Origin of the sequence: Bradyrhizobium niftali, from assembly GCF_004571025.1 — a bacterium.
GTDB lineage: Bacteria > Pseudomonadota > Alphaproteobacteria > Rhizobiales > Xanthobacteraceae > Bradyrhizobium > Bradyrhizobium niftali.
Genome location: NZ_SPQT01000013.1, coordinates 22,142 through 48,366, shown reverse-complemented (window position 1 = coordinate 48,366; position 26,225 = coordinate 22,142). Strand labels below are relative to the sequence as shown.

Below are 26,225 nucleotides of genomic sequence, written 5' to 3'. Positions count from 1 at the left end.
AATGGGTTCACAACGACGTCGCCAGGCGAATGCTATGTTCCAGCTGTTTAACTGCCGACTGATTTTTTGAAGAGTTTCTTTTTCGAACAGCCTCTGAGGAGAGGATCATGTTCAAGCAATTCCTCTTGGTCGCGGCGATAGTCTCCCTAACGTTAGCCACATCCACGAAAGCCCATCGCGGATATGCTTTGGAGCGCAGCGCGTCCGCCGAGTCGCGTTCGGTTTCGTTGCATTCTGATACAGCTCAACTTACGGAAGCCCTGTTGGATGACATTGTGACTTGGCTCTCATCGAATTTCGACCTGCCTGCCATCAAACAGCGTCCCGTCGTTGAATTTGCATCGAAGATGGAGCTTGCGAGGTTGCGTGCGAGGGACCGTACTTCTTCGCAAGGCTTCATGGAAAGCGATGGGCAACTAGCTCGGCGCGAGGTTGTCGCACTTTACGACAACGAGACGAGAACGATCCTGCTTCCTGATGATTGGGGCGGCACTTCGCCGACCGACCAATCGGTCCTGGTACACGAAATGGTCCATCACCTTCAGAATGTTGGAAAGCTCAAATTTGATTGCCCTCAGGCGCGAGAGAAGTTGGCCTACCTGGCTCAGGATAAATGGTTAGAGCGGTTCGGACTTAGCTTGGAGAATGAGTTCGACGTCGACATGTTCACAGTGCTGATTTCATCAGCATGCATGTATTGATTGTGACCGGTCGATCCCAGTCGCTGTCGAACGATTGCCTTTCCAAAGGAGCGCAAAGCTGAGATCGTCTCGTACGTACCAACAAGATCTTAGGTGGCGCAGGCGAAGTCAGCAACGGCCCCAGAGTGAAGCTACGTTATGCCACGGGCCTTCGAATGGCGCTCCTGCGCTTACGGCGAGGGCACGGCCGAGGGTGGTGCGGTGACGTTCGGCAGCGGAATGGCTGGCCCAGGGCTCGCCGGCCAGGGACCTTTCGGCTTGGCCGCTACCGACGAGCACGCCGCCGCAAGCTGAGTTCGCATCGACGCCAGGCCCGTGAGGTCGATGTCAAATTTCGTGACGTCCACCTTTTCGTCCGGCATCGGCGTGGACCGCCGTACATGGAGGGAGCGGGACGCCATGATCGCCTTGACCATGTCAGGGTCGATACTGCCGCTCCACATCTCGTACTTCGCGGCTCGCACCGGAGAGCCTCCGGCTTCCTGGTCCTTGTCGGCGTCCGCGGTCATCATGATCGTACTCTTGCCGACGCTCGCCTCGTCGATCTCGCCCGCGAACATCAGTTGCACACGATTCCTGGTGTCGCAAAACATGCGCCACTCCATCGTCCGGAACGAAGAACCGCTCTCCTTCTTCATCACCGCAATCTTGCTGATGAACGGCGGCGTTGCCTTTTCCAGCTTCCACATCCCTTCGGCAAACGCTCGCGTGTCGATTCCGAAACGATAGAGCTCGGCTCGCGTCAGCATATGCAGGTTTTCGAACTTCACCGTCCGGATGAGATTGTCGAGCTCGCGGCTGATCCCCATCGCTGCGATGAATGCGGCGCGGTCGCGTTCGGCATTCGCGATGCGGCGCTGCCTGTATTCCGCAACCGCCTGCGGAGCTGGATGCCCGTGAAAGACGAGGACCAGCCTGGAGTTATGGACCGCCAGCGCGGCGTCGGGAGCCACCTCGCGTGATGTCGCCCCGAGAAACAGGTAACCGCAGGCCGAGTTGCACATCGCATGGTAGGTCGTGAGCTCCGCCTCGACCTCGCCGCCGGCGGCCTTCGTCTTCAGGCATGCGGCGTCCACCTGTGTGCCGGCGGCGCACGCGGTCGCGATCGTCCGTCCGACCCGCGCGACCGCCTTGCGACTGCGCAGCAGCCGACCGATGACGTAGGACTGCTCCACGTTCCCGCCGGGCGAATGAAGGTAGATCGGACGCTGCGTGTCGTTGACGCCGGCCAGGAAGCGGCGAATGCGTTGGCTTGCATCCCCATCGATCTCGCCCTCGATGGCGATCCAGCGGTCGCAGCCCGGTCCGCACGCGTCCGGTGCCCCCTTGGCCAGATAGATCGTCAGCTTGCGCGCAAATCCGGTTTTTTCGGCAGGCGCTTCCTCGGCACGCAGTGCGCATGGAAGCAGCATGGCCACGAGAAACAGAATACGGGCAAGCATGTAACGACTGGGCCACGCGCGGTGAAGATAGACGCTGACGTTACATGATGATCAGCGCGCATACAACTTTCGGTGGCGTGCATGTGCGCGTTTATTGCGCCGGGCGGCGCCACGACAGCACCGCCCGGCTCACGGATCGAACGGCCTAGCGCAGCGATCTGAAGGCCGCCCGCATCTCCGTGGCGAAGAGCTGCGGCTGCTCCCACGCTGCGAAGTGGCCGCCCTTGTCGACCTCGTTGAAGTAATGGAGCGTCGGATATGCGCGCTGCGTCCATGTCTTCGGCGCGCGATAGATCTCGGTGGGGAACACGGTCACCGCGACCGGCACCGTGATCTCCGTGGTCTTCTGCGCGGCCGAGCTGAAGTTGTTGTTATTATTCTCCCAGTAGAATCGGCCCCAAGAGTTGCTCGAGCTGCCGTTAAGCCACCGGATCCCTGACGGCATCCGAACGGCTCCGGTCATCCGGCGCCAGCGGTGGCGCCGGCCTGGCGGGAGTGGTCTTCAGCAAGGTAGCGTCGCTTGATGTGTCCGCGCCCGGCGCGGGTCCGGCGTCGCGCCAGGCGACGATCCAGATCAGAAAGCCGAGAAGCGCGAGCGCAGCGCCGACGGGACCGGTAGAGGTCCAGCCCAGCCCTTCGCGAATGGCAAGGCCGCCCAGGAACGGGCCGAGCGCGTTGGCGGTGTTGAACGCCGAATGGTTCAGCGCAGCAGCGAGCGCCTGCGCGTCGCCCGCGACGTCCATGAGGCGCGTCTGGAGGACAGCCCCGAGCGAGACGCTGGCGCCGATCACGAAGACGTCTGCCGCGAGCAGCCAGGGATTGCCGGCCGCAAGCGGGAAGACCAGCAGCGCGACCGCTGAAAACAACAGGATGCTGCCCGCCGTCGGCATCAAGGCGCGGTCCGCGAAGCGCGGCACGAACAGATTGCCGAGCGTCGCGCCGACGCCGAACACGGCGAGAAAGATCGGAATCACCGCGGGGCTGACCTTGGTGACCTCGATCAATGTCGTCGCAAGGTAAGTATAGACGGCGAACATGCCGCCGAAGCCGATGGCGGCGATCGCCAGCGTGATCCAGACGCGGCCGCTTCGGAGGGCGCCGAGCTCTCGCAGCGGGTCCGACCTGCCGGCCTGGTCGCGCGGCGCGAACAGGGCGCAAAGCAGGACGGTGAGCAGCGCCAGCAACGACACGAGGCCGAAGCTGGCGCGCCAGCCGACCGTCTGGCCGACCAGATTGGCTAAGGGCACGCCAATGATGGTGGCGCCGGTCAGGCCGAGCATCACCTGGCCGATCGCGCGCGAGCGGCGATGTTGAGGAACGAGCGAGGCTGCGACCAGCGCGGCGATGCCGAAATAGGCGCCATGCGGCAGCCCTGCGAGAAAACGGGCCGCGATCATCCAGCCAAAGCCCGGCGCAAGCGCGGTGAGCGCATTGCCGAGCGCGAACACGGCCATCAGGACCAGGAGCTGCGTGCGCCGGGCGAAGCGCGCACCAAGCACGGCGATCAGCGGTGCGCCCAGCACCACGCCGAGCGCGTAGGCACTGATCGCGTGTCCCGCAGCCGGCTCGTCGATCCCGAGGTCGGCGGCGAAGAACGGCAGCAGGCTCATCGATGCGAATTCGGTGGTTCCGATCGCAAAGCCGCCCATCGCGAGCGAGAACAGGACGATGGCGAGGTGAGGGGGCGCGGAGGCCGTGGTCGCGCGGGGCGAGGTCGCTTGAGGCGATATCGACATGTGTCCTGCATTGGTGGCGTCAAGGGAACCAGCCCAGCTAACGTCGCCATCCCTGCAAGATTTGCTGTCGTACTTAAACCCGGAGCAGTCTGCGTCAACACCGGAGCCGCGATGCAAGGCCGGCCGCATATCAGCGTCCCGATTTGCGGGTGGCGATGGCGAGAGCGTGTGCAGGGCGGCAGGGGCCTGATATGATCCGCTCGCCCTTGCCGATATGTCTCGATGACTGAATTCGCGACTCCCGACTAGCGCGCTCACCGATCCCGGCACTGACGCCGCCCTGATCGGCGGCCTGCCGCTGGATATTCCAGGGTTGTGTCGCACCTTGCAGGGCCTCCTGATCCACGAAGCATGGATCGAGAGGCAGGGATTGGACGTCGCTGCCTTCACCGGTCAAAGCCGCGCCACCTTGCCTGTGGCCGAGCGCCTGAAGCAGATTCTGGCGATCGACCCGAGACCGCTGACCATCGCCCGACCGGGCGCGTCGAGGGTATTGGCGACGTGCCGGGATTTTTCACTGATGTCGTGCGCCGTCCTGCGGCATCATCGCGTGCCGGCCCGCATACGCTGCGGTTTCGGCAGATATTTTACCGGGCATCCCTATCACGATCATTGGGTGTGCGAGTATTGGTCCCGGGACGAGCAACGCTGGGTCCTGGTCGATGCCGAGCTCGACGAGCTGCACCGCAGTCTGCTCAAGTTCGATTTCGAGCCGGCGGATGTGCCTCGTACGGCGTTCATCACCGGGATCGAGGCATGGAAGCTATGCCGGACCGGCGCCATCGATCCTGCGCAGCTTGGCCACGGAACGACGACCGGCCTGTTCTTTGCGCGCGTCAACCTCGTGCGCGATCTGCTCGCGCTCGCCAAGATCGAGGCCTCGGCATGGGATACGTGGCGCGCCGCGCGCGAACCACATCGCGTGTTGGACGACGCTGCTCTGTCGCGATGTGATGGTATCGCGCAGCGCGGTGAGGCGGGTGCGATCGAGATCGCGCCATCGCTCAGTGCGCCACCCTGGCACTAGATCGTTCGAGACCCGTGCCCGGCTGCAATTGCTTGCAGCCGCGCTTACGCGAATGTGGCGATTGCGAGCGAAAATGTGGCGACAATGAGGAGTGTAAACAAAGCGCGCATCTCGAATCTCCAGTCACGCGAATGTGCGCGCGGCGATGTTACGCGCGTCAGCAGTGCATCTCGTGTCGTCGACATTGGAATCGCTGAAAACTCTTGTTTCAAAGGGTTTCCAGCGCGCTCTGATTAATCTTCATTAATGAAGCGCGGCCCTTTGGAGCGAACTGTTGCGTCGGGGTTACAGCAATTCCGTCGATCGCTGTTATGACCACGCGACGGCCCGGGGGCCTAACGACGAAACTGGAACGGGATTCAAATGAAGAAGAATTTGTTGCTTGCTGCTGTGAGCCTCGTCGCGCTGGGCGCGGCTGCACCGGCGCTGGCTGCTGATCTCGCGGCTCGGCCGTACACCAAGGCGCCTGCGATGGTCGCCGCGATCTACGACTGGAGCGGCTTCTACATCGGCATCAACGGCGGCGGCGGTTCGTCGCACGCGACCTGGGATTTCGTCGGCGTTGGTCGCGAAGGTTCGCACGATGCGACCGGCGGCACGGTCGGTGGCCAGATCGGCTATCGCTGGCAGTCCGGCCAGTGGGTGTTCGGCGTGGAAGGCCAGGGCAACTGGGCCGACTTCTCGGGCGACAATACCAGCGCGCTGTTCGCGACTCGCAACCGCACCAAGATCGATGCGTTCGGTCTGATCACCGGTCAGGTCGGCTACGCCTGGAACAACGTCCTGATCTACGTCAAGGGCGGTGCGGCTGTGGTCAGCGACAAGTACGAGATCTCCAGCACGGCGGGCGCACTGCTCGCCTCGACCAGCGACACCCGCTGGGGTGGCACGGTCGGTGCCGGCCTCGAGTACGGCTTCGCGCCGAACTGGTCGGTTGGCGTCGAGTACAACCACATCTTCCTGTCCGACAAGGACGTGACCTTCGCTGGCTTCGCCGGTACGGAGCGCATCCGTCAGGACGTCGACATGGGTCTCGTCCGCCTGAACTACAAGTTCGGTGGCCCGATGCTCGGCCGCTACTGATACCGATCGCTTCGCAAGAAGCGGTTGTCGAAAGCCCCGGCCGTTGGCCGGGGCTTTTTTTGTTGTTTGAAGTCAACGAGTTAACCATTCCTTTGCGGGATGGCTCAGACGGCTTGACTCCCGAGAACGAAATGAGAACAATGTTCTTCATACGTTCCAGCAAGGGAGCAGGCCATGTTCAGGATTTTCGTGGAAGAAGCCGCCGCACTGGCATCGATCACGCTGTTCGTCGGGATGATCGCAATCTGGGCGCAGGTGATTCCGCAGCTCTAGAGTAGCGGGTTGGAAAACCGGCGCCCGGGAACTCCTGGGCGCGCTTGGGGAAAAGCGGGACGAGGTGGCCGATCGGCCGCTCCGGCGTGGACTCTGCGGCAGCGACGCCCCACCATGGTGCGGCGAGTCGGCAAAGACGGGTGGAGCGCAGGTGCAGGATGCTCTCATGATCCCCTCGGCATCCCCTTGAGGCCGGCGACCGCTCCATCTCATCTGCAAGAGGCCGTCACGCGACCATGCCGAGCGCCGGATTTGTCCACCTTCACGTTCACTCGGCCTATTCGCTGCTCAAGGGCTCGATCAAGATCGCCAAGCTCGCCGAGCTCGCAAAGAAAGATCATCAGCCGGCCCTGGCGCTGACCGACACCGACAATCTGTTCGGTGCGCTGGAGTTCTCCGACAAGATGGCGGGCTCCGGCATCCAGCCGATCGTCGGCTGCGAGCTCGCGATCGACTTCGCAGACCAGGATCCCAATGCACGCAACGCGATTGGCCCGTCGCGCGTGGTGCTGCTGGCGGCGCAGGAGCGCGGCTATCGCAGCCTGATGCGGCTCAATTCGCGCGCGTTCCTGGAATCGCCCGACAGCCACGCACCCTTCATCAAGTTCGACTGGCTCGACGGCGAGACCGAGGGCCTGATCGCGCTCACCGGCGGCCCTGACGGGCCGATCTCGCTGGCGCTCGCCGGCGGCCATGCCGAGCTTGCGGCTGCGCGCTGCGAGCGTCTCGCCACGCTGTTCGGGGACCGGCTCTACATCGAGCTGCAGCGTCACAACATCGACAAGGAGCGGCGCGTCGAAAGCGGGCTGATCGACATCGCCTATGCCAAGGGCCTGCCGCTGGTTGCGACCAACGAGCCGTATTTCGCCGCAACCGACGATTACGAGGCGCACGATGCGCTTTTGTGTATCGCCGGCGGCCGGCTGATCGCCGAGAGCGATCGCGTGCAGCTCACCCCGGATCACCGCTTCAAGACCCGCGCCGAGATGGCGGTGCTGTTCGCCGACATTCCGGAGGCGCTGGCCTCGACGGTCGAGATCGCCGAACGCTGCTCGTTCCGCCCGATGACGCGCAAGCCGATCCTGCCGTTCTTCACCGTCGGCGCCGCCGGCAGCTCCGATGCGGCCGCAGTCGAGGCGGCCGAATTGAAGCGCCAGGCGGAGGAGGGGCTCGCCAACCGCCTGCGCGTGCATGGCCTGTCGCAGGGCACCACGGAAGAGGACTACAACAAGCGCCTGGCGTTCGAGCTCGACGTCATCATGCGGATGAAGTACGCGGGCTACTTCTTGATCGTGTCCGACTTCATCAAATGGGCGAAGTCGCAAGGGATTCCGGTCGGGCCGGGCCGCGGCTCGGGTGCAGGCTCGCTGGTCGCCTGGGCGCTGACCATCACCGATCTCGACCCGATCAAGTTCGGCCTGCTGTTCGAGCGCTTCCTCAATCCCGAGCGCGTCTCGATGCCTGACTTCGACATCGATTTCTGCCAGGACCGCCGCGGCGAGGTGATCAAGTACGTCCAGGAGCGTTACGGTCGCGACCAGGTCGCGCAGATCATCACCTTCGGTACGCTGCAGGCGCGCGGCGTGCTGCGCGACGTCGGTCGCGTGCTGCAAATGCCCTATGGCCAGGTCGACAAGCTGACCAAGCTGGTGCCGCAGAATCCGGCCGCGCCGGTGACGCTGGCGGCCGCCATCGAGAGCGAGCCGAAGCTTCAGGCGTTCCGCGACGAGGATCCGGTGGTGGCGCGCGCCTTCGACATCGCGCAGCGCCTCGAAGGCCTGACCCGTCACGCCTCGACGCACGCGGCCGGCATCGTGATCGGCGATCGCCCCCTGAGCGAACTCGTGCCGATGTACCGCGATCCCAAATCCGACATGCCGGTGACCCAGTTCAACATGAAATGGGTCGAGCCGGCCGGCCTCGTCAAATTCGACTTCCTGGGCCTGAAGACACTGACCGTGCTCGACGTCGCGTGCAAACTGCTCAAGCCGCGCGACATCCATGTCGATCTCGCGACGCTGCCGATCGACGATGCCGAGAGCTACCAGATGCTGGCGCGCGGCGACGTGGTCGGCGTGTTCCAGGTTGAAAGCCAGGGCATGCGGCGCGCGCTGATCGACATGCGCCCCGACCGTTTTGAGGACATCATCGCGCTGGTCGCGCTCTATCGCCCCGGCCCGATGGCGAACATCCCGACCTACTGCTCGCGCAAGCATGGCGACGAGGAGCCGGAATATCTGCATCCCGTGCTGGAGCCGATCCTGAAGGAGACCTTCGGCGTCATCATCTACCAGGAACAGGTGATGCAGATCGCGCAGGTGATGTCGGGCTATTCGCTCGGCGACGCCGACCTGCTGCGCCGCGCCATGGGCAAGAAGATCCGCGCCGAGATGGACAAGCAGCGCGACATCTTCGTCGCCGGCGCGGTGAAGAACGGCGTGCCGAAGGGGCAGGCCGAGACCATCTTCGAGCTGCTGGCGAAGTTCGCCGACTACGGCTTCAACAAGAGCCACGCGGCGGCCTATGCGCTGGTGTCCTACCACACCGCCTACATGAAGGCGCATTATCCGGTGGAGTTCATCGCGGCGTCGATGACGCTCGATCTCAACAACACCGACAAGCTCTCCGAATTCCGCTCCGAGGCGCAGCGTCTCGGCATCAAGGTCGAGCCGCCGAACATCAATCGCTCCGGCGCGACCTTCGAGGTCGGAGAAAAGACCATCTATTACGCGCTCGCCGCGCTCAAGGGCGTCGGCATTCAGGCGATCGACCAGATCATCGAGGAGCGTACCAGGAACGGTCTCTTCACCTCGCTCGCCGACTTCGCCGCGCGCGTCAATCCGCGTGCGATCAACAAGCGCATCATCGAGAGTCTCGCCGCCGCCGGCGCCTTCGACACGCTGGAGCCGAACCGCGCGCGCGTCTTCGCCGGCGCCGACGCGATCCTCGCCGCCTGCCAGCGCGCGCATGAGGCCGCGACCATCGGCCAGAACGACATGTTCGGCAGCGCGGCCGATGCGCCGACCATCATGCTGCCGCAGATCGAGGCGTGGCTGCCGGCCGAGCGGCTGCGCCGCGAATACGACGCGATCGGCTTCTTCCTGTCCGGACATCCGCTCGACGACTATGCCACCGTGCTGAAGCGCCTGCGGGTGCAGAGCTGGGCGGAGTTCTCGCGCGCGGTGAAGACCGGCGCCACCGCCGGCAAGGTCGCGGCCACCGTGGTCTCGCGCATGGAGCGGCGCACCAAGACCGGCAACAAGATGGGCATCATGGGGCTCTCTGATCCCACCGGCCACTTTGAGGCGGTGCTGTTCTCGGAAGGGCTTGCGCAATATCGCGACGTGCTCGAGCCGGGCGCCGCCGTGCTGCTCCAGCTTGGCGCCGAGCTCCAGGGCGAGGACGTGCGCGCCCGCGTGCTGCATGCCGAGCCGCTCGACGATGCCGCCGCCAAGACGCAGAAGGGCCTGCGCATCTTCCTGCGCGACACCAAGCCGCTGGAATCGATTGCCAAGCGTCTCGCCGGCCCCGAGATGGCTGGCTCGAACGGCGCCGCGCCAAAGGTCGGCAGCCCGGGGATTGCTCCGCGCTCCAATGGCGACGGCGAGGTCTCGCTGGTGATGATGCTCGACCCCGAGACCGAGGTCGAGATGAAGCTGCCCGGCCGCTTCAAGGTCTCGCCGCAGATCGCCGGCGCCATCAAGGCGGTGGCGGGCGTCGTGGACGTGCAGCAGCTCTGACGGCCGGTCTGCGCGATCAGTGCCGTCGTCGTCGGAGCGTGTTGCAACCTCGCGCTGTTTCTGGCTAGCATGCACCCGGGGAATGGAATGGGGTGTGCGATGCTGCGACGGGGCGCGTTGTTGTTGGCCGTTGGTGCCATGCTGACGGGGTGTGTGAGCGATCAGGTCGGAACCGACTTTGCATCGGTGTCAAAGAAGGTCGGACCGCCGCGCCCCGGGCATTCGCGCATCGTCCTGCTGCAGGACAAGAGGAATGGGCTCAGCATGGCCATTTGCGCCTGCGAGGTGAAGCTCGACGGTGCGCCGCTTGGCAAGGTCGTGGCCGGGAAATATGCCTATGCCGATCGGCCGGCCGGCCGTCACGAAGTGCTGGTGACCGAGCTGATGTTTCCCGGCGACACCAAGCGCGACATCGTCATGGAAGCCGGCCGGACGCACTTTTACCTCATCAAGAGCAGTCCCAGGCACGATGCCGCCACGGGGGGAGCGATTCTCGGTGGCCTCGCCGGGCTTGCCGTCGTCTCCGTTGCGACGGCAGGAGACGCCAATCCCGGGCCGGCCGAGCTCGTCGCGCTGGACGAGGCGACCGCGCGAACGAAGCTCGCGGAGCTACAGGCTATCGAGTAAGATGCGCGGCACGATGGCCGCTGCATCAACGACGGCGGCTCGATTGGGAGGAGCCAGGCATGTGCGAGAATTGCGGCGGTGATCGCGACGTCCACATCGGCCCTTCGCGGAGATCGCTCATCCATCTGACGGTCTCGGCGCTCGGGCTTGCCCTGGGCGGCGTCGCCCTTGCCAAGGAGACCAAGGCTCCGCCCAAGCCGCAGAACGTGCTGTCGCCAGACGCAGCGTTGAAGCGGCTGATGGAGGGCAACGTCCGTTATGTCGAAGGCGTGTCGCGGCGGCACGATTTCAAGCATGAGCGCGAGGCGCTGGCCGGCGGCCAGAACCCGTTCGCGGCCGTGCTGAGCTGCGCCGACTCGCGCATCGCGCCTGAATATGCCTTCGACACCGGTCGCGGCGATCTGTTCGTCTGCCGCGTGGCCGGAAACTTTGCCGGTACCGAGACCATCGCCAGCATGGAATATGCGGTCGCCGTGCTCAATGCGCCGCTGATCCTCGTGCTCGGCCATGACAGCTGCGGCGCGGTCGATGCGGCTCTGAAGGCGATCAAGGACAACACGTCGCCGCCCGGCCACATCCCCTCGCTCGTCGATGCGATCGCGCACGCCGCAAAAGCTGCGATGCAGCAGGGCGGGGACGTGCTCAACAATGCGATCCGGCAGAACGTGATCGACAACGTCGCCAAGCTGAAATCGGCCGCGCCGATCCTCAATGCGGCCGTGGAACAGGGCAAGCTGAAGGTCGTCGGCGGCATCTACCGGCTCACGACGGGAACGGTCGAGCTGATTGCGCAAGGCTGACGCGGGGCTGACGCCGCCGACGGCGTGGCCATGCCACCGCCTCAATCCAAGCTTTTCGTTCAAGCGCCATTCAGCTGGCCGCGCGTCTGATGCGCGGCGGCACCTCAACAACAAAAGCGGTTAGGCAAGCCATGCGTGGGACGCTCAGAATCTTCATCTGCCTTCTTCTGCCGATCGCGGTCCTTGCCGCGGGCGCGCCCGATCCGGCGCGCGCGCAGCAGCAGGAAAAGCGCATCGCGCTCGTGGTCGGCAACGGCGCCTATGCCAAGTCGCCGCTGGCGACGACCGCGAACGATGCCGGCCTGATCGCGCAGACGCTGCAGGCGGCGGGGTTCGACGTCGTCGGCGCGCGCGATCTCGACGGCGACACGCTGCGCAAGAGCTTTCGCGATTTCATCCAGAAGGCGCAGGCCTCCGGCCCGGGCACCGTCGCGATGGTCTATCTCGCCGGCTATGGCGTGCAGCTTGCCGGCGAGAACTATTTCATCCCGGTCGATTCCAACATCACCCGCGACACCGACATCCCGACCGAGGCCCTGCGCATCAGCGACTATGCGCGCCAGCTGGCGGCGATTCCACTCAAGGCCAACATCGTCGTGCTCGACGCGGCGCGGGCGCAGCCCTTCATCGAGGGCGGCCAGCCGATCGCTAGCGGCCTGGCGCTGGTCGAACCCGACCCGAACATGCTGATCGCCTTCAACGCCGCGCCCGGCACGGTGGCGCCACAGGACCCGGGGCCTTACGGCATCTATGCGCAGTCGCTGGCGGAGATGATCCGCACCGGCGGCCTGCCGCTGCCTGAGGTGTTCGATCGCGTCCGCCTGCGCGTCAACGAGGCCTCCAAGGGCGCACAGGTGCCCTGGAACGAGCAGAAGATATCGGCGCCATTCTCGTTCTTCGATCGCGGGCCCGACGCGCCGCCGCCGGAGGCCTCGGCCGCCCAGGTCGGCGCGATTCGCAACAAGCCGATCCGCGATCTCGGCGTGCAGGACGCCTACGCCGCCGCGCTGGAGCGCGACACGCTGCCGGCTTATGAGGAATTTCTCGCGGCCTATCCGAACGATCCAATGTCCAGGCGCGTGATGGCGATCGTTGCGGCGCGCCGCGAGGCGATCACCTGGCGGCGGACTTATCGCACCGACACGCCGGAGGCCTATTGGTCGTATCTGCGCCGCTATCCGCGCGGCCCGCATGCAGGCGATGCGCGCCGGCGCCTCGCGATCCTCACCGCGCCGGCCGAGCCGCCGCCGAGCTTCGCGATGATCGACTATGACGTGCCGCCGCCGCCGCCGGAGGAGGTGGTCTATGTCGACCGTCCCGTGCTGTACTTCAGCGATCCTGATTTTGGCTTCGCGCCGCCGCCGCCGCCGCCGGTCTATTATCTGCCGCCGCCGCCGCCGGATTTCGTCGTGCTCGAGCCGCCGCTGCCCGTGGTCGGCCTGTTCGTGCTGCCGCAGCCAATGTTCGTGCCGATCCCGGTGTTCGTCAGCCCACCGGTCTATGTCGCGCCGCCGCCGAACAACATCATCTACAACAACATCCATAACACCACGGTCATCAACACCGTGATCAACCGGCCGCCGGCACCTGCCGCGGGAGTGGGAGCAGGAGCCGGACCGGGCAATCTCGCGCCGGCGGTTGCCGGCCGGGCCAATCCGGCCGGTGCAGCCGTGCCGCAGGCAGTCGCGCAGCGCGCGGCTCTGATCCAGCAGGGCAAGGCGCCGATGCCGCCGAGTGCGACGATCCAGCCGACGGCAAGACCCGCGACACCGCCGGGCACGCCCGCCAATGTCGCACCAAATGCGCGACCAAGCGCGCTGCCGGGTGCCTTGCCAAGTACCTTGCCAAGTACCTTGCCAGGTACCTCGCCAGGTGCGGCGCCGAACGCCCCAGGTACAGCACCGAACGCCGCGCCGCAGACCAAGTTGCCTGCCGCCAACACGCTGCCGGTTCCGGGCTCCCATGGTGGGCCGCCGGCGCCGCCGGCAGGGGCAGGGACTCTGCCGGGCGGCAGGCCCTTGCCGACGGCGACCGCTCCCGGTGTAACGCCGCCGGCTCATCCGGGAGCGCCGACTACGGCTGCGCCCGGCACAACCCCGCCACCCCATCCTGGTGCGCCAACGGCCGCCGCTCCGACGACCGTTGCGCCCACCACGACAAATCCGGCCGCTGTGCCCGGCCAACCGCCCAAGCCGCCGGTCGCGCAGACCCCGCCCGGGGCCGGGCCTGCCGATCGTGCCAAGTCCGCAACCCGTGAGCCGGCCGGCCCGCCGCCCGCTGCCGCGGGAAAACCGGTCGTGCCGCCTCCGTCGGCTGTGCGCGAGCCGATCAGGCCACAGGCTCACCCGCCGGCCCCGCCGCAGGCTGCCAGGCCAGCCGCACCGCCCCCGCGACCCCAGGCCGTGGCGCGGCCCACGCCGCCACCTCCGCCGCACGTGTCCGCGCCGCCGCCAAGGATGGCTGCACCTCCGCCGCCGCGACCCGCTCCGCCGGTGGCGGCCGCGCGACCGGCGCCGCCGCCAATGGCCCGGCCTGCGCCGCCCCCGCCGGTAGCCCGGCCGGCGCCACCGCCGCCCCCACCGCGGATGGCCGTCGCGCCTCCGCCGCCGCGCCCGGCAGCACCTCCGCCGCGTCCCGCGGCCCCGCCGCCGGCGGCAGCCAAGAAGTGCCCGCCGAACCAGCCCAAGTGCTAGTCAGGTGCTGATCCAGCGCTGGGGCGCGGCGCGGCCTTTAAGGAAGGGGGCCTCTCGCGGGCGAAAACCGCCCGCGAACGGCCCTTATTTCCTTGCTTCTGGCCGAAATCGCGCTATATAGCGCGCCATCTCACACGGAAGCATGGCTCACAAGGCCGTCCGGTGGCTGCCGGGGCGACAACGCTCCGTTTTGCTCACACGCTTCCGGAGGAACCAACCGGAGAATTATAACGATGGCGCTACCCGATTTCACCATGCGTCAGCTTTTGGAAGCTGGCGTGCACTTTGGTCACCAGTCTCACCGCTGGAATCCGAAAATGGCTCCGTTCATTTTCGGCACCCGCAACAACATCCACATCGTCGATCTCGCCCAGACCGTGCCGATGCTGCACCATGCCCTCCAGGCGGTCAGCGACACGGTTGCCAAGGGCGGCCGCATCCTGTTCGTCGGCACCAAGCGCCAGGCGCAGGACGGCGTCGCGGACGCGGCCAAGCGCTGCGCGCAGTATTTCGTCAATTCGCGCTGGCTCGGCGGCACGCTGACCAACTGGAAGACGATCTCGGCCTCGATCAAGCGCCTGCGTCACCTCGACGACGTGCTCTCGGGCGGCGAAGCCAATTCGTACACGAAGAAGGAGCGCCTGACGCTTCAGCGCGAGCGCGACAAGCTCGACCGCTCGCTCGGCGGCATCAAGGACATGGGCGGTCTGCCCGACCTGATCTTCGTGATCGACACCAACAAGGAAGACATCGCGATCCAGGAGGCCCAGCGCCTCAACATCCCGGTTGCCGCGATCGTCGACACCAATTCGGACCCGAAGGGCATCACTTATGTGGTGCCGGGCAATGACGACGCCGGCCGCGCCATTTCGCTGTACTGCGATCTCATTGCGCGTGCGGCGATCGACGGCATCTCGCGCGCCCAGGGCGATTCGGGCATCGACATCGGTGCTTCGGCCCGTCCGCTCGCCGAAGAGCTGCCGGCGGCTTCCTCAAGCGGCTTCCAGGGCCTTGCGGGTCCCCGCGGCACCGCCGACGACCTCAAGAAGCTCCCGGGCGTGTCGGGCGCGATCGAGAAGAAGTTCAACGACCTCGGCATCTTCCATTTCTGGCAGCTGGCCGAGCTCGACCACGACACCGCGCACACGATCGGTGAAGAGGTCGGTCTGCCGAGCCGCGCTGATGCCTGGGTGGCCAAGGCCAAGGCGCTGACCGCGGAAGCGGAATAGTCAAAAAGAGCGATGGGTTGGCCGGATAGATTCCGGCCACCATTTCAGTTGACGCGAATCCCTGAGATGGACCGCGGCGGGGCAATTGGATGCCGCGCCGCGGCAGACCGGCAGGCACAAAGGATATTCAACGATGGCAACGATCACAGCTGCGATGGTCAAGGACCTGCGCGAGTCGACCGGCGCGGGCATGATGGACTGCAAGGCCGCGCTGACCGAGAACGACGGCAACATGGAAGCGGCGCAGGATTGGCTGCGCAAGAAAGGCCTGTCGAAGGCCGCCAAGAAGTCCGGCCGCGTCGCGGCTGAGGGCCTGATCGGCGCGCTCACCAAGGGCACCAAGGGCGTCGTGGTCGAGGTCAACTCCGAGACCGACTTCGTCGCGCGCAACGGCCAGTTCCAGGGCCTGGTCAAGATGATCGCGCAGGTCGGATTCGACGTCGGCGCCGATGTCGAGAAAATCAAGGCCGCCAAGGTCGGTGACGTCACCATCGAAACCGCGATCAATGACGCGATCGCGACCATCGGCGAGAACATGACGCTGCGCCGCGCAGCTTCGCTCGAAGTGAGCCAGGGCGTGGTGTCGCACTACGTCCACGGTGCGGTCATCGACGGCGCCGGCAAGATGGGCGTGATCGTGGCGCTGGAATCGCCCGGCAAGGCCGACGAGCTTGCCGCGCTCGGCCGCCAGATCGCGATGCATGTCGCTGCCGCCAACCCGCTGGCGCTCGATCCGTCCGGCCTCGATCCGGCGGTCGTCAAGCGCGAGAAGGACGTGCTCGCCGACAAATATCGCCAGCAGGGCAAGCCCGAGAACGTGATCGAGAAGATCGTCGAGTCCGGCCTCAAGACCTATTACAAGGAAGTCTGCCTGCTCGAGCAGGCCTTCATCCACGACACCGGCAAGTCGGTGGCGCAGGCGGTGAAGGAAGCCGAAGGCAAGGTCGGCGGGGCTGTGAAGATTGCCGGCTTTGTGCGCTATGCTCTCGGTGAGGGAATCGAGAAGCAGGAAAGCCACTTCGCAGCCGAGGTCGCTGCGGCCAGCGGCAAGAAGTAAGCCGGAACGTTCCTTCCGGCGTGCCGCCGGAAGCGGCGCCCGGACGAGGAAAGTGCTCATGACTGATCCGGTCTATCGTCGCGTCGTGATCAAGCTGTCCGGCGAATATCTCGCGGGACAGCAGGGTTTTGGCATCGATCAGCCGACCGTCGACAGGGTTGCGGACGATCTGATCGCCGCCCGCCATCTCGGCACCGAGGTTGCGGTCGTGATCGGCGGCGGCAACATCGTGCGCGGCGTCGAGGTGTCCTCCCGCGGCGTCTCGCGCCCGACCGGCGACACCATGGGCATGCTCGCCACCATGATGAACTGCCTCGCGCTGGAAGCGGCGATCGAGCGCAAGGGCACGCCGGCGCGCACGCTGTCGGCCTTCGTCATGCCCGAGATTTCCGAGCTGTTCACCCGAACTGCGGCGCACAAATACCTCGCCGAGGGCCGGATCGTGCTGCTCGGCGGCGGAACCGGCAATCCGTTCTTCACCACCGATACGACCGCGGTGCTGCGCGCCGCCGAAATCGGCGCCCAGGCGGTCCTGAAGGCGACCAATGTCGACGGCGTCTACTCGGCCGACCCGAAGAAGGATCCGACCGCCACGCGGTTCGACCGGCTGACGCATTCGCAGGCGATCGAGGGCGGCTACAAGGTGATGGATGCGACCGCCTTCGCGCTTGCCCGCGAGACGTCGCTGCCTATCATCGTGTTCTCGATCGCGGAGCCGGGGTCGATCGGTGCGATTCTGCGTGGCATCGGCCACGGTACCATCGTCGCCGGCTGACGGCTCATCTGGCGCGCCCTGAAGGGAGGGGCGCGGTGAGGTCGCCGGGATTTTGAAGGAGAAACGTGATGCCCACGGGTAATTTCGACCTCAACGAAGTGAAGCGCCGCATGCAAGGCGCCGTCCAGTCCCTCAAGCACGAGCTCGGCGGCTTGCGCACCGGCCGCGCCTCCGCCTCGATGCTCGATCCGGTGCAGGTCGAGGCCTATGGCAGCCACATGCCGCTGAACCAGCTCGCCACCGTCAGCGTGCCCGAGCCGCGCCTCATCTCGGTGCAGGTCTGGGACAAGTCGATGGTCAAGGCGGTGGAGAAGGCGATCGTCGATTCCAATCTCGGCCTGTCGCCCGCGACCGAAGGCCAGGTGCTGCGCCTGCGCATCCCCGAGCTCAACGAGGAGCGACGCAAGGAGCTCGTCAAGGTCGCGCACAAATACGCGGAAGCCGCCAAGGTCGCCACGCGTCATGTCCGCCGCGACGGCCTCGACGTTCTGAAGAAGCTCGAGAAAAATCACGAGATGTCGGAGGACGATCAGAAGCGTCATGCCGACGAGGTGCAGAAGGCGACCGACGGCACGATCGCCGAGATCGACCAGCTGCTGGCCGCCAAGGAAAAAGAAATCCTCACCGTCTGAGGCTGCCGTCATGTCCAACGCCGCCGCGCCCGCAACGGAAGGACCCGACCGGTCCGACGCGCCTGCGCATGTCGCCATCATCATGGATGGCAACGGGCGTTGGGCGGCCGCGCGTGGTCTGCCGCGGGCTGAAGGTCATCGCCGCGGCGTGGAGGCCTTGCGCCGCGTGGTGCGCGCCTCGCACGAGCTCGGCATCCGCTATCTCACCATCTTTTCCTTCAGCTCGGAGAACTGGTCGCGCCCGGCGAGCGAGATCGGCGATCTGTTCGGCCTGCTCAGGCGCTTCATCCGCAACGATCTCGCGAGCCTGCATCGCGACGGCGTCAAGGTCCGCATCATCGGCGAGCGCGAAGGGCTCGATAGCGACATCTGCGCGCTGCTCAACGAGGCCGAGGAACTGACGCGCGACAACACGCGCCTGACGCTCGTCGTCGCCTTCAACTACGGCTCGCGGCAGGAGATCGCGAAAGCGGCGCAGAAGCTCGCGCGCGAGGTCGCGGAGGGCAGGCGCGATCCTGCCACCATCGACGCCGAGACGCTTGGCGCGCATCTCGATGCGCCCGACATTCCCGATCCCGATCTCATCATCCGCACCAGCGGCGAGCAGCGCCTGTCCAACTTCCTGATGTGGCAGGCCGCCTATAGCGAGCTCGTGTTCGTGCCGATCCACTGGCCCGATTTCGACAAGGCGGCGCTGGAAGGCGCGATCGCCGAATTTGCCAGGCGCGAGCGCCGTTTCGGCGGCCTGGTTGCGAAAACCGCCTCGTGAGCGAACCCGAAACCGCACCGGCTGGCGCGAAGCCTGCCCCGAGCAATCTCGTGATGCGGGTCCTCGCAGCGCTGGTGCTGGCGCCGCTTGCCATTGCGCTCGCTTATGCCGGCGGCTGGCTGTGGGCGCTCCTCGTCACCCTGGTGTCGATCGGGCTGTTCGCGGAATGGCTGATGGTGGTGGGTGCTGGGTCCGTTGCACTGACCGCGTCCGGAACGATCGTCCTCGCCATCATGGGCTTCTGCGTCGCCTTCGGCGCGCTCAAGACCGCCGTCGTCACCGGCCTCGTTGGCGGCGCCATCGTGACGCTGATCGCGCGAGGCAAGTTCGTCTGGGCGGCCTCCGGATTCGCCTATGCATCGGCGGCGCTGCTGGCCTCGATCCTGGTACGGCAGGATCTCGTGAACGGCTTTGCCGCGCTGATGTTCGTGCTGCTCGTGGTGTGGGTGACCGATATCGGCGGCTATTTCGCCGGTCGCGGCATTGGCGGACCGAAGCTGTGGCCGCGCGTGAGCCCGAAGAAGACCTGGGCCGGCGCCCTCGGCGGCTTTGCCGCCAGCCTTGCGGTTGCCGCGGGCTTTGCGGCTTGCGGGCTCGGGAAGGCGGTTCCACTGCTGCTCGTCAGCGCCGTCCTGTCGGTGGTCTCGCAACTCGGCGATCTCTTCGAATCCGCCGTGAAGCGGCGCTTCGGTGTCAAGGATTCCAGTCACTTAATTCCCGGTCATGGCGGTCTACTGGACCGTCTGGACGGCTTTGTCGCCGCCATCCTGGCGGCATGGATTATCGGCTTTCTCCGCCATGGTGTGCATAGCGCCGGAAGCGGTCTTGTGGTTTGGTGAGGATATGAGCGCGGTCCCATTGCGTAATAACAAGGCTGCGGCGTCTGCCGTCCGCAGCGTCACGGTTCTCGGTGCCACCGGCTCGATCGGCGACAGCACGATGGATCTGCTGCGCGCCTCTCCCGAACGCTACCGCGTCGAGGCACTGACGGCGAACGGCAATGTCGAAGCGCTGGCAAAGCTCGCGAAGGAGTTTTCGGCGCGCTTCGTGGCGATCGCCGACACTTCCAAGTTCGCCGAGCTCAAGGCTGCGCTTGCGGGCACGAGCACCGAATGCGGCGCCGGCGAAAGCGCGGTGATCGAAGCGGGTGCGCGCCCGGCCGATTGGGTGATGGCCGCCGTGAGCGGCGCCGCCGGACTGAAGCCGGCGCTCGCCGCGGTCGATCGCGGCGCACATGTCGCGCTCGCCAACAAGGAATGCCTCGTCTGCGCCGGCGATTTCTTCATGCAGCGCGCGGCGAAAGCCGGCGCCTGCATCCTGCCAGCGGATTCCGAGCACAATGCGCTGTTCCAGGCGCTCGGCTCAGGCAATCGCGACGAACTGGTCCGTGTCATCATCACGGCATCCGGCGGTCCGTTCCGGACCTGGAAGCCTGTCGACATCGAGCAGGCGACACTCGCCCAGGCGCTGAAGCATCCGAACTGGAGCATGGGCCAGAAGATCACGATCGATTCCGCCTCGATGATGAACAAGGGGCTCGAGGTGATCGAGGCCTCCTATCTGTTCGCACTCTCGCCCGACGAGATCGACGTTCTCGTTCATCCGCAGTCGATCATCCACGGCATGGTCGAGTTCTCCGACCGTTCGGTCGTGGCCCAGCTCGGCTCTCCCGACATGCGCACGCCGATCGCCCACTGCCTCGGCTGGCCCGACCGCATCAAGGGACCGGCGGCCAAGCTCGATCTGGCCAAGATCGGGCAGCTGACCTTCGAGGCGCCCGATTTCGAGCGGTTCCCCGGACTACGGCTGGCTTACGATTCGCTCCGGACCGGGAAGGGGGCGACCACGGTGTACAACGCCGCCAACGAGATCGCGGTCGCCGCCTTCATCGCCGGCAAGATCCGGTTCGGTGCGATCGCCCGCCTGGTCGAGGCGACGCTGGAAGACTGGATCCGGGGTGGTAACCAGACGCCCCTGACGTCCGCCGACGATGCAATCTCCGTTGACCATGTTGCTCGAAATAGAGCTGCCGCCCTATTGCCTCAAATTGCCTTAAAGGCATCCTAGATGGTTCGGGGCCAGGGCCTTGCGGCGCTGGATAAGGGAATTCGATGATCGACTTTTTTGTCCATAGTTTCAATACGTTGAGCCATGGGCTCCTCGGCTACGCAATTCCCTTCCTGTTCGTCCTGACCATCGTCGTGTTCTTCCACGAACTCGGCCATTTCCTGGTCGCGCGCTGGGCTGGCGTTCGGGTGTTAACCTTCTCGCTCGGCTTCGGGCCCGAGCTGGTCGGTTTCAATGACCGCCATGGCACCCGCTGGAAGATTTCGGCGATCCCGCTCGGCGGTTACGTCAAGTTCTTCGGGGACGAGAGCGAGGCCTCGACCCCGTCGGCCGAGACGCTCGCGGCCATGACGGCCGAGGAGCGCGCCGGCAGCTTCCACCACAAGAAGGTCGGCCCGCGCGCCGCCATCGTCGCGGCCGGACCGATCGCCAATTTCATTCTGGGGGCGCTGATCTTCGCCGGCATGGCCCTGTATTACGGCAAGCCGAGCACGATCGCGCGCGTCGACGGCGTCGTCGCCGATGGCGCGGCGGCTGTGGCCGGCTTCAAGATCGGGGACGTCGTCGTCCAGATCGACGGCAAGCCGATCGAGAGCTTTGCCGACATGCAGCGAATCGTGGCGATGAATGCCGGTTCGGCGCTTGCCTTCCAGGTGAAGCGTGACGGCGCCATCGTGTCGCTGACCGCGACGCCGGCGCTGCTCGAGCGCAAGGATCCGTTCGGCAACAGCCACCGCCTCGGCGTGCTGGGCGTCGAGCACAAGTCCCAGGCTGGTGAGGCCTCGACCACACCGGTCGGTGTCGGCGAGGCGCTCAAGATCGGGGTCGAGCAGGTCTGGTTCATCATCACCAGCACCTTCAAGTTCCTGGGCTCGCTGTTTGTCGGAAACGGCAATCCCAACGAGGTCAGCGGCGTCCTCGGGATCGCGAAGATGTCGGGGCAGGCGGCCAGCGCCGGGTTCCAGTTCGTGATCAACCTCTGTGCGGTGCTGTCGGTGTCGATTGGCCTGCTGAACCTGTTCCCGATTCCGCTGCTGGATGGCGGTCACCTTATGTTCTACGCGGCGGAAGTGGTCCGCGGCCGGCCCCTGTCCGAGCGGACGCAGGAGATGGGGTTCCGAATCGGGCTTGGTTTGGTGCTGATGCTGATGGTGTTTGCGACCTACAACGACATCCTGCGGATGGCGGCTTCCTGATAGGGGCTTTTTTGAGGCGTTGCTGTTGAGCAACGTCTTGGAATGAAATTGAAATTGCGGCGCGCTCGGCCGTTTGCGGCGTCGGTGAAATTGGCTACAAGCGGCTCTGAACTTGGGGAATCTCCGGACCGGCGTTGGGGTTGGGTCTGGCACGGAATGATAAGGGCGCGTTGCGCAATGAAGTTTGGACTGCGACTCCGGGGCGGCTTGCTTGCCACCCTGATCATGTTCGGCGCGCCGGTGGTTGCCCCGATTGGGGCGGCTTTTGTGTCATCGCCTGCGCTTGCGCAGACCGTCCAGTCGATTTCCGTCGAGGGAAATCGCCGTGTCGAGGTGGAGACGATCCGCTCCTATTTCAAGGCGGGTCCGGGCGGTCGCCTGGATCAGGGCGCCATCGACGACGGCCTCAAGGCGCTGATCGAGACCGGCCTGTTCCAGGACGTGAAGATCAACCGCGGCGCCGGTGGCCAGATCGTCGTCTCCGTGGTGGAAAACCCGGTGATCGGTCGCATCGCCTTCGAGGGCAACAAGAAAATCAAGGACGAGCAGCTCACCGCTGAAGTCCAGTCCAAGGCGCGCGGCACCTTCTCCCGCGCCATGGTGCAGTCCGACACGCTGCGAATCGCCGAAATCTACCGCCGCTCCGGCCGCTACGACGTCCGCGTCACGCCCGAGGTCATCGAGCAGCCGAACAACCGTGTCGATCTCATCTTCACGATCGAGGAGGGCGCCAAGACCGGCGTCAAGTCGATCGACTTCGTCGGCAACGTTGCGTTCTCGTCCTACCGCCTGCGGGACGTCATCAAGACGCGCGAATCGAACCTGCTGAGCTTCCTTGGCAGCGGCGACATCTACGATCCCGACCGCGTCGAGGCCGACCGCGACCTGATCCGCCGCTTCTACCTCAAGAACGGCTTCGCCGACGTCCAGGTCGTGGCCGCGCTCACCGAATACGATCCGGAGAAGAAGGGCTTCAACGTCACCTTCAAGATCGAGGAAGGCTCCCAATACCGCGTCGGTGCGCTCGACTTCCGTTCCAGCATCCCGAACTTCGACCCGAGCTCGATGCGCTCCTTTTCGCGCGTCAATGTCGGCTCGCTCTACAACGTCGAATCGGTCGAGAAGTCGGTCGAGGACATGCAGATCGAGGCCTCGCGCCGCGGCTATGCCTTTGCCGTGGTCCGTCCCGGCGGCGACCGCAATTTCGAGGCGCACACCGTCTCGGTCGTGTTCAACATCGACGAGGGCCCGCGCACCTATATCGAGCGCATCAACCTGCGCGGCAACACGCGCACGCGCGACTACGTGATCCGTCGCGAGTTCGACATCTCCGAGGGCGATGCCTACAACCGCGCGCTGGTCGATCGTGCCGAGCGGCGCCTGAAGAACCTCGACTATTTCAAGACCGTGAAGATCACGACGGAGCCCGGCTCGTCCAGCGACCGCGTCATCCTGGTCGTCGACATGGAAGAAAAATCGACCGGCGACTTCTCGGTCTCGGGCGGGTACTCCACGACCGACGGCGCGCTTGCCGAAGTCTCGATCTCCGAACGCAACCTGCTTGGTCGCGGCCTGTTCGCCAAGGCGTCGGTGACCTATGGCCAGTACGCGCGCGGCTATTCGCTGTCGTTCGTCGAACCGTATCTGCTCGACTACCGCGTCGCGCTCGGCCTCGACCTCTATCAGCGGCAGCAGCTGTCCAACAGCTACATCTCCTACGGCACCAAGACGCTCGGCTTCTCGCCGCGTCTCGGCTTCTCCTTGCGCGAAGATCTGTCGCTCCAGCTGCGCTATTCGATCTATCGGCAGGAAATCACGCTGCCGTCCTACCTGGCGAACTGTAACAACGATCCGACTTCGGCGGCCTTCAACCCGAGCCCGGCCTATGCGGCCGCCAACGGCATCAGCCTTGCCTCGACCAACGGCCTCGGCTGCTACAACGACGGCGAAGCCTCGCTGCCGGTGCGCAAGGAGCTTGCCAACGGCAAGACCCTGACCTCGGCGCTCGGCTATACGCTGACCTACAACACGCTCGACAACAACAAGAACCCCACCGACGGCCTGCTCATCGACTTCCGGCAGGATTTCGCCGGCGTCGGCGGCGACGTGTCCTACCTGAAGACCGCGGCGGACGGAAAGTACTACGCCCCGCTGGTGTCTGATATCGTCGGCCTCGTCCATCTCCAGGGTGGTGTTCTGACCAAGCTCGACAAAGATCTGCGGATGCTCGACCAGTTCCAGATGGGTCCGAACCTCGTCCGCGGCTTCTCTCCGAACGGCATCGGCCCGCGCGATCTGAATCCTTTCGGTACGCAGGACGCGCTCGGCGGCACCAAGTATTGGGGCGCTTCGTTCGAATTGCAGATGCCGTTCTGGTTCCTGCCGAAGGAAGTGGGTCTGAAGGGCGCGGTCTATGCCGATGCCGGCGGCCTGTATGACTACAGGGGACCGACGAGCTGGACGGTGACCAACGAAGTCAACGCGCCTGGCTGTATTCCGTCGACCGTCAATCCGTCGAGTGCCGGAACCTGTACCGGCCTCGTCTACGACGACAGCAAGGTGATCCGCTCGTCGGTCGGTGTCGGCCTGATCTGGCAGTCGCCGTTCGGTCCGCTGCGCTTCGACTACGCCGTGCCGCTCAGCAAGGGCAAGTATGACCGCACCCAGGAGTTCCGGTTCGGCGGCGGTACCTCGTTCTAATTCGATCAGCAGAGCATGATCCGGCCCCTTGGGTTTCCCCTGGGGGCCGGTCTCCAAAAAGTTCGTGCTCAATCCGGGAGATGAGGCATGATGCGGCTTGGCCGCTTCATGCCGAAGCCGGACCACGACGGGGTGGAATGGCGCAGCCGACCTTCTTCACAAAGCCGCCTGCGACGGCGCTGGCCGATATTGCCACGCTGACAAAGGCGCTGCTGGTCGACCCCACAAGGGGCGATCACGTCATCACGGGCCTGGCTTCGCTCGACGAAGCCGGCCCGATGCATCTGGCGTTCTTCGACAACCTGAAATATGCCGATCAGCTCAAGACGACCAGAGCGGGTGCGTGCCTGGTCAATCCGCGCTTCGAGGCTCAGGTGCCCGCGCACGTCGCCGTGCTGCGGGCGGCGCAGCCGTTCCGCGCCTTCGTCAGGATCGCGCGGGAATGGCACGGCGACGCGCTGAGGCCGCAATCCTGGGTCGGCAATGACGGCATCGCGCCGTCCGCCATCATCGATCCCACGGCGCGCCTCGAGGACGGTGTGGTCGTGGACCCGCTTGCGGTCATCGGTGCGGATGTCGAGATCGGCAGCGGCACGGTGGTCGGTGTTGGCGCCGTGATCGGCCCCGGCGTCAAGATCGGCCGGGACTGCAATGTCGGCGCCCGTACCGCCATCCAGTGTGCCCTGATCGGCAACAACGTGCTGATCCACCCGGGCTGCTCGATCGGCCAGGACGGCTACGGCTTCATCTTCTTCGGCCCCGAGGGGCACCTGAAGGTGCCGCAGACCGGGCGCGTGCTGATCCAGAACAATGTGGAGGTCGGCGCCGGCACCACCATCGATCGCGGTTCCCTGCGCGACACCGTGATCGGCGAGGGCACCAAAATCGACAACCAGGTCCAGATCGGCCACAATGTGACGATCGGCCGGAATTGCCTGCTGGCGGCCCAGATCGGGCTGGCCGGCAGTCTGACCATCGGCGACAACGTGGCGCTGGGAGCAAAGGTTGGCATCAACAATCACCTCAAGATCGGCGACGGGGCCCAGGTCACCGCGATGAGCGGCGTCAAGGACGACATCCCGCCGAACGGACGCTGGGGTGGTTTTTTTGCCAAGCCGACCAAGCAGTGGTTCAAGGAGATCATCGCGGTGGAGCGCCTGGTACGCGACAGCAAGGCCGATCCGAAGGACGAGGGACGGGAATGACGGAGGAATCACCTGTTAGGTTCGAGCTGGTGGACATCAACGCGATCCTCCAGACGCTGCCGCACCGCTTTCCGATGCTGCTGATCGATCGCGTGATCAACATCCGCGCCGATTACAGCGGCATCGGCATCAAGAACGTCACCTTCAACGAGCCGGCCTTCCAGGGACATTTCCCCGAGCGCCCGGTCTATCCCGGCGTGATGATGATCGAGGCGATGGCGCAGACGGCGGGCGTGATCGGCATCAAGTCGGTCGAGGGCACCGAGAAACCGCGCGCGGTCTATTTCCTCACCATCGACAAGTGCAAGTTCCGCAAGCCCGTGCTGCCCGGCGATACCATCGAGTATCACATGCGCTCGCTCGGCCGCCGCAAGACCATGTGGTGGTTTCACGGCGATGCCAAGGTCAACGGCCAGGTCGTCGCGGAAGCCGACGTCGGCGCCATGCTGACGGACTGAGCGGCTTACGGTCCG

At 65.3% G+C, this 26,225-nt stretch carries 20 protein-coding genes and 1 pseudogene; 18 read left to right on the top strand and 3 right to left on the bottom strand.

Features of this window, described 5'->3' with window-relative positions:
• Positions 1–107 precede the first annotated feature (107 nt).
• On the top strand, positions 108–701 hold the full coding sequence (locus E4K65_RS22175) for a DUF6647 family protein (protein ID WP_135175986.1): 594 nt from the start codon (positions 108–110) through the stop codon (positions 699–701).
• 170 nt (positions 702–871) lie between these two features.
• Here the strand turns inward: E4K65_RS22175 and E4K65_RS22170 are convergent, their stop codons facing one another.
• The 3 genes and pseudogenes from E4K65_RS22170 to E4K65_RS22160 form a co-directional block, all read right to left on the bottom strand.
• Positions 872–2,143 (bottom strand): hypothetical protein, encoded by a 1,272-nt coding sequence (locus tag E4K65_RS22170; RefSeq protein ID WP_025575606.1) that lies wholly within the window; start codon positions 2,141–2,143, stop codon positions 872–874.
• A gap of 145 nt (positions 2,144–2,288) precedes the next feature.
• Positions 2,289–2,540: pseudogene (locus E4K65_RS22165) on the bottom strand (alpha/beta fold hydrolase); the annotation flags it as partial.
• Between the two features lie 22 nt (positions 2,541–2,562).
• A complete protein-coding gene (locus E4K65_RS22160; protein WP_135175985.1) occupies positions 2,563–3,879 on the bottom strand; it encodes an MFS transporter in 1,317 nt (438 codons plus the stop codon).
• A gap of 415 nt (positions 3,880–4,294) precedes the next feature.
• Between E4K65_RS22160 and E4K65_RS22155 the strand changes: the two genes are divergently transcribed.
• The 17 genes from E4K65_RS22155 (at position 4,295) to fabZ (ending at position 26,210) form a co-directional block, all read left to right on the top strand.
• The gene (locus E4K65_RS22155) at positions 4,295–4,906 is read left to right on the top strand and encodes a transglutaminase domain-containing protein (RefSeq protein ID WP_167771030.1); all 612 of its coding nucleotides are present in this window, start codon (positions 4,295–4,297) and stop codon (positions 4,904–4,906) included.
• Positions 4,907–5,269: 363 nt separating this feature from the next.
• Positions 5,270–5,989 carry an outer membrane protein gene (locus E4K65_RS22150; protein ID WP_135175983.1) on the top strand — a complete coding sequence of 240 codons (720 nt, stop codon included), beginning with the start codon at positions 5,270–5,272 and terminating at the stop codon, positions 5,987–5,989.
• A gap of 509 nt (positions 5,990–6,498) precedes the next feature.
• The gene (gene dnaE, locus E4K65_RS22145) at positions 6,499–10,002 is read left to right on the top strand and encodes a DNA polymerase III subunit alpha (protein ID WP_135175982.1); all 3,504 of its coding nucleotides are present in this window, start codon (positions 6,499–6,501) and stop codon (positions 10,000–10,002) included.
• A gap of 153 nt (positions 10,003–10,155) precedes the next feature.
• Positions 10,156–10,629 (top strand): DUF2846 domain-containing protein, encoded by a 474-nt coding sequence (locus E4K65_RS22140; RefSeq protein WP_235885699.1) that lies wholly within the window; start codon positions 10,156–10,158, stop codon positions 10,627–10,629.
• 59 nt (positions 10,630–10,688) lie between these two features.
• Positions 10,689–11,429, top strand: a complete 741-nt coding sequence (locus tag E4K65_RS22135; RefSeq protein ID WP_135175981.1) for a carbonic anhydrase — start codon at positions 10,689–10,691, stop codon at positions 11,427–11,429.
• Between the two features lie 131 nt (positions 11,430–11,560).
• The gene (locus E4K65_RS22130) at positions 11,561–14,122 is read left to right on the top strand and encodes a caspase family protein (protein WP_135175980.1); all 2,562 of its coding nucleotides are present in this window, start codon (positions 11,561–11,563) and stop codon (positions 14,120–14,122) included.
• 233 nt (positions 14,123–14,355) lie between these two features.
• The gene (locus E4K65_RS22125; RefSeq protein ID WP_028171749.1) at positions 14,356–15,351 is read left to right on the top strand and encodes a 30S ribosomal protein S2; all 996 of its coding nucleotides are present in this window, start codon (positions 14,356–14,358) and stop codon (positions 15,349–15,351) included.
• A gap of 133 nt (positions 15,352–15,484) precedes the next feature.
• On the top strand, positions 15,485–16,408 hold the full coding sequence (gene tsf, locus E4K65_RS22120) for a translation elongation factor Ts (RefSeq protein WP_135175979.1): 924 nt from the start codon (positions 15,485–15,487) through the stop codon (positions 16,406–16,408).
• A 58-nt stretch (positions 16,409–16,466) separates the two neighbouring features.
• Entirely contained in the window at positions 16,467–17,183 is a 717-nt protein-coding gene (pyrH, locus tag E4K65_RS22115; RefSeq protein WP_027545778.1) for a UMP kinase, read from the top strand.
• A gap of 68 nt (positions 17,184–17,251) precedes the next feature.
• Positions 17,252–17,815 (top strand): ribosome recycling factor, encoded by a 564-nt coding sequence (gene frr / locus E4K65_RS22110; RefSeq protein ID WP_027545779.1) that lies wholly within the window; start codon positions 17,252–17,254, stop codon positions 17,813–17,815.
• A gap of 10 nt (positions 17,816–17,825) precedes the next feature.
• A complete protein-coding gene (locus tag E4K65_RS22105) occupies positions 17,826–18,584 on the top strand; it encodes an isoprenyl transferase (protein ID WP_135175978.1) in 759 nt (252 codons plus the stop codon).
• Positions 18,581–19,423 carry a phosphatidate cytidylyltransferase gene (locus tag E4K65_RS22100; RefSeq protein WP_027545781.1) on the top strand — a complete coding sequence of 281 codons (843 nt, stop codon included), beginning with the start codon at positions 18,581–18,583 and terminating at the stop codon, positions 19,421–19,423. Before E4K65_RS22105 ends, E4K65_RS22100 begins: the two co-directional genes overlap by 4 nt.
• 4 nt (positions 19,424–19,427) lie before the next feature.
• Complete coding sequence (gene dxr / locus E4K65_RS22095) at positions 19,428–20,651, top strand: 1-deoxy-D-xylulose-5-phosphate reductoisomerase (protein WP_135175977.1); 1,224 nt, start codon at positions 19,428–19,430, stop codon at positions 20,649–20,651.
• A gap of 44 nt (positions 20,652–20,695) precedes the next feature.
• On the top strand, positions 20,696–21,847 hold the full coding sequence (gene rseP, locus E4K65_RS22090) for an RIP metalloprotease RseP (RefSeq protein ID WP_135175976.1): 1,152 nt from the start codon (positions 20,696–20,698) through the stop codon (positions 21,845–21,847).
• Positions 21,848–22,024: 177 nt separating this feature from the next.
• Positions 22,025–24,547, top strand: a complete 2,523-nt coding sequence (bamA, locus tag E4K65_RS22085) for an outer membrane protein assembly factor BamA (protein ID WP_135175975.1) — start codon at positions 22,025–22,027, stop codon at positions 24,545–24,547.
• Between the two features lie 137 nt (positions 24,548–24,684).
• Positions 24,685–25,752: a UDP-3-O-(3-hydroxymyristoyl)glucosamine N-acyltransferase gene (gene lpxD, locus E4K65_RS22080; protein WP_135175974.1), complete on the top strand. Its 1,068-nt coding sequence runs from the start codon at positions 24,685–24,687 to the stop codon at positions 25,750–25,752.
• Positions 25,749–26,210, top strand: coding sequence for a 3-hydroxyacyl-ACP dehydratase FabZ (fabZ, locus tag E4K65_RS22075; protein ID WP_092181072.1), 462 nt, complete (start codon positions 25,749–25,751; stop codon positions 26,208–26,210). Before lpxD ends, fabZ begins: the two co-directional genes overlap by 4 nt.
• Positions 26,211–26,225: the final 15 nt, after the last annotated feature.

What these genes read in the sequence shown, in the direction of transcription:
- E4K65_RS22175 (WP_135175986.1), top strand. Translation starts at nt 108, where the DNA reads ATGTTCAAGCAATTCCTCTTGGTCGCGGCGATAGTCTCCCTAACGTTA.
- E4K65_RS22170 (WP_025575606.1), bottom strand. Translation starts at nt 2,143, where the DNA reads ATGCTTGCCCGTATTCTGTTTCTCGTGGCCATGCTGCTTCCATGCGCA.
- E4K65_RS22160 (WP_135175985.1), bottom strand. Translation starts at nt 3,879, where the DNA reads ATGTCGATATCGCCTCAAGCGACCTCGCCCCGCGCGACCACGGCCTCC.
- E4K65_RS22150 (WP_135175983.1), top strand. Translation starts at nt 5,270, where the DNA reads ATGAAGAAGAATTTGTTGCTTGCTGCTGTGAGCCTCGTCGCGCTGGGC.
- dnaE (WP_135175982.1), top strand. Translation starts at nt 6,499, where the DNA reads ATGCCGAGCGCCGGATTTGTCCACCTTCACGTTCACTCGGCCTATTCG.
- E4K65_RS22135 (WP_135175981.1), top strand. Translation starts at nt 10,689, where the DNA reads ATGTGCGAGAATTGCGGCGGTGATCGCGACGTCCACATCGGCCCTTCG.
- E4K65_RS22130 (WP_135175980.1), top strand. Translation starts at nt 11,561, where the DNA reads ATGCGTGGGACGCTCAGAATCTTCATCTGCCTTCTTCTGCCGATCGCG.
- E4K65_RS22125 (WP_028171749.1), top strand. Translation starts at nt 14,356, where the DNA reads ATGGCGCTACCCGATTTCACCATGCGTCAGCTTTTGGAAGCTGGCGTG.
- tsf (WP_135175979.1), top strand. Translation starts at nt 15,485, where the DNA reads ATGGCAACGATCACAGCTGCGATGGTCAAGGACCTGCGCGAGTCGACC.
- pyrH (WP_027545778.1), top strand. Translation starts at nt 16,467, where the DNA reads ATGACTGATCCGGTCTATCGTCGCGTCGTGATCAAGCTGTCCGGCGAA.
- frr (WP_027545779.1), top strand. Translation starts at nt 17,252, where the DNA reads ATGCCCACGGGTAATTTCGACCTCAACGAAGTGAAGCGCCGCATGCAA.
- E4K65_RS22105 (WP_135175978.1), top strand. Translation starts at nt 17,826, where the DNA reads ATGTCCAACGCCGCCGCGCCCGCAACGGAAGGACCCGACCGGTCCGAC.
- dxr (WP_135175977.1), top strand. Translation starts at nt 19,428, where the DNA reads ATGAGCGCGGTCCCATTGCGTAATAACAAGGCTGCGGCGTCTGCCGTC.
- rseP (WP_135175976.1), top strand. Translation starts at nt 20,696, where the DNA reads ATGATCGACTTTTTTGTCCATAGTTTCAATACGTTGAGCCATGGGCTC.
- bamA (WP_135175975.1), top strand. Translation starts at nt 22,025, where the DNA reads ATGAAGTTTGGACTGCGACTCCGGGGCGGCTTGCTTGCCACCCTGATC.
- lpxD (WP_135175974.1), top strand. Translation starts at nt 24,685, where the DNA reads ATGGCGCAGCCGACCTTCTTCACAAAGCCGCCTGCGACGGCGCTGGCC.
- fabZ (WP_092181072.1), top strand. Translation starts at nt 25,749, where the DNA reads ATGACGGAGGAATCACCTGTTAGGTTCGAGCTGGTGGACATCAACGCG.